At 41.5% G+C, this 3,462-nt stretch carries 2 protein-coding genes and 2 pseudogenes; all 4 read right to left on the bottom strand.

The window, feature by feature from the left end:
- Positions 1-587: sulfate adenylyltransferase subunit CysD (cysD, locus tag BQ7314_RS12085; protein ID WP_174483943.1), on the bottom strand; the 587-nt coding region annotated here is incomplete at its 3' end.
- A gap of 331 nt (positions 588-918) precedes the next feature.
- Positions 919-990, bottom strand: a pseudogene (locus BQ7314_RS15855) (Sua5/YciO/YrdC/YwlC family protein); the annotation flags it as partial.
- A 118-nt stretch (positions 991-1,108) separates the two neighbouring features.
- Positions 1,109-2,929, bottom strand: coding sequence for a sodium-extruding oxaloacetate decarboxylase subunit alpha (oadA, locus tag BQ7314_RS12075; protein ID WP_174483942.1), 1,821 nt, complete (start codon positions 2,927-2,929; stop codon positions 1,109-1,111).
- A 9-nt stretch (positions 2,930-2,938) separates the two neighbouring features.
- Positions 2,939-3,391 (bottom strand): annotated as a pseudogene (locus tag BQ7314_RS12070) (acetyl-CoA carboxylase biotin carboxylase subunit); the annotation flags it as partial.
- Between the last annotated feature and the right edge of the window lie 71 nt (positions 3,392-3,462).

Here is a 3,462-nt window from a genome sequence, read left to right as displayed (position 1 = left end):
TGCCATACATCCAACTCAGTCCAATTGGAGATTGGAAATACACGGATACTTTCACCTTGATCAATTCTGCCGTTATAAATATTCCATAGTTCGGGGCGCTGATTTTTAGGATCCCAGCCATGATTTTTATCACGGAATGAATACACGCGCTCTTTAGCGCGTGATTTTTCTTCATCACGACGTGCGCCTCCAAAAGCAGCATCAAATTTATATTTATTCAATCCTTGCTTTAAAGCCGTAGTTTTCATGATATCCGTATGTTTTTTACTACCATGCGTAAAGGGACCCACGCCCTGGTCAATGCCATCCTGGTTTGAGTGAACCAATAAATCCCAGCCTAATTCTTTGATATATTTATCACGAAATTCAATCATTTCTTTGAACTTCCATGTGGTATCAACATGCATTAAGGGAAAAGGCGGTTTGCCTGGATAAAACGCTTTGCGCGTTAAATGCAACATAACAGCCGAATCTTTACCGACGGAATAAAGCATAACAGGGCGATCGAATTCAGCAGCAACTTCACGAATAATATGGATGCTTTCGGCTTCGAGTTCTTTTAGGTGAGTCAGTTTATGGTTATTCATCGGTAGTCATTCCAAGTAAGGTAAAGGTTTGATGAGCATGCGGCCTAAGTATAAATTAAGGATTCAAATTCATCGGTCATAGTATTAATGTTCAGTGGCTTTAAATACCAACATATTCAATCAGGCCTCAAGTAAAACCTCTGCTTTAATTCATCGATCATTGATGCTGGCTAAGACTTAGTTCTGGTTGGTTTCAGCATAATGCCTAGTGTTAAGCCGCCTAACTATCGTAATATGACATATAAAATCTGTGCATATACCATATTCTACTCCGGCCTCCGGCATGCTATAAAAATTCACCTGTTTAGGTGTAAGATCAAAATATTTAATTTTATTGAACTGCACTTGGGTTAGATGCATCAGCACCTAACCCATAAACAGTTTCAGTAGGGAAAACCTCTAAATAATCTTTTTTTACTCATATTGCCGTTTTATAGTAATACTTTCTGTAATTTTTATTATAAATTACAGAAAAACAAACCTATCGTTACCGGACATAGTTTGCATGCCTTGCTATCCGCTTAAATTTCAATTTGGATCAAAGCTTCACCTGGCGTTACTCGGTCACCTTTTTTAATATGTACGTTAGCCACTCGACCCGACACCTGAGCCTTGATTTCAGTTTCCATTTTCATCGCTTCAATAATAAATAAAGTATCTCCAATCGCCACCTGATCACCTTCATTCACCATTACATCAACTACATTACCTGGCATTGAGGTACTAATATCACCTGGTCCTCTACTTGTTGGACGGCCTAATTGATTTTGCCCCGAATATTCATTTAAAGATTGTAATAAGACCTCCTCAGGCATACCATCAACCGTTAAATATAAATGACGTTGATTTTGCTCATGTGGCCCAGCACCTGTTAACTGAATATTATAAGTTTCGCCATGTAAGCTAATATTAAATTCAGTTGCTAAAGGCACAGAAGAACCAGCTGTTGCCTGCCCTTGAGCCTGTAGAACTTCTGGTTCTAGGGTCCCCAATTCACGTTGCTCTAAGTACGTTTGACCTATATCAGGGAACATCGCAAAAATCAGCACGTCTTCTTCATTTTTTGCAAATGCCGTCGATTCTTTGCGTAAACTGGCCATTTCATCTTTAATCAAGTCCGCTGGGCGCACATCAATCACAGTTTCATTACCTATCGCCTGCTTACGTAAACCAGTATCTACATTTCCAGGCGCACGTCCATAACCACCTTGAAGATAGCGCTTCACCTCGTTAGTAATGCTTTTATAACGCTCGCCCGTGACCACATTAAGTACTGCCTGAGTGCCAACAATTTGTGAGGTCGGCGTGACTAAAGGGGGATAACCCAAGTCTTTACGTACTTTAGGAATTTCTGCAAATACTTCATCAATACGCTCTAGAGCCCCTTGCTCTTTTAGCTGGTTGGCCAGATTAGACATCATGCCACCCGGCACTTGACTTAATAATACGTCAGTATCGACACCCGAATAAGCACTCTCGAACTGGTGATATTTTTTACGTACTTCTTTGAAATAGTCAGCAATCTCTTTTAATAAAGCCATATCCAAATCGACTTCATAACCCGCTTCACGCAAAGCCACAGCCATAGTTTCTGTCGGTGGATGGCTGGTTCCTCCCGCAAAACTGGAAATAGCCGTATCAATATGCTGACAACCCGCTTCAACCGCTTTTAGCTGGCACATTGTTGACATGCCCGAAGTTGAATGTGAGTGTAAAAATAACGGCAAGTCGACTCGCTCTTTAAGGCGGCTGACTAATTGTTCAGCAGAAAACGGTGTTAATAATCCCGCCATATCTTTAATCGCAAGACTATCACACCCCATGTCTTCCAACTTTACTGCCAATTCTACAAAACTGTCCAACGTATGCACAGGGCTAACCGTATAACACAAGGTACCTTGCGCATGTTTCTGGTTACGCTTAACTGCATTTACCGCAGTGATTAAATTGCGTTCATCATTCAGCGCATCAAACAGGCGAAACACATCAATGCCATTTTCAGCACTTTTATCAATAAAAGCATTGACCACATCATCAGCATAGTGCCGGTAGCCTAATAAATTTTGACCGCGCAATAACATTTGTAAGCGGGTATTAGGTAAGGCGAGTCTTAACTGACGTAAACGCTCCCACGGGTCTTCTTTTAAGAAGCGCAAGCAGGCATCAAACGTTGCTCCACCCCAAACTTCTAGTGACCAATAGCCCGCGCGATCCAACTTCTCGCAAATCGGCAACATATCTTCAGTGCGTAAACGTGTGGCGATTAAAGATTGGTGGCCATCGCGTAATACTACGTCAGTAAAATAAACAGAACCTTTCGTGGATATATTTTGTATACTCATAATGTTTTCCTAAAAACCTGAATGAACTGCGATAGCAGCAGCAATAGCAGTGGCCAATTCTTCTGGGTCACGCTTCAAAGAGTAATGGGTTAATTCGGGATGCGCATCAACAAACGAGGTATTAAAGTCTGCGCTGTTAAAATCTTCCGAGTTTAAAATCTCATGATAATAAGGAATGGTTGTTTTAATACCGAATAGGCGCATATCCTCTAACGCTCTTTGCCCCCGTGCGACAACACGCGGCCAATCCTGCGCCCAAACAACAAGTTTAGCGCAGAGAGAATCATAGTGCGGCGGTAAAGTATAACCCGTGTAAATCGACGTATCAGTACGCACACCCGGACCACCTGGTGCATAATAACGACTGATACGCCCAAAACTGGGTAGAAAATCATTTTGAGGATCTTCGGCATTAATCCGAAACTGCATCGCAAATCCATTAATATGCACATCTTCCTGCTTAGGAATGTGCATGAAATAACTTAGGCAACTTATAAAGTTGTTGCGTCAGGAATGGCAGTATAATTCCATTG

The sequence above is a fragment of the methanotrophic endosymbiont of Bathymodiolus puteoserpentis (Logatchev) genome (assembly GCF_900128525.1).
Classification (GTDB): domain Bacteria; phylum Pseudomonadota; class Gammaproteobacteria; order Methylococcales; family Methylomonadaceae; genus Methyloprofundus.
This window is presented reverse-complemented; position numbering and strand designations above follow the sequence as displayed.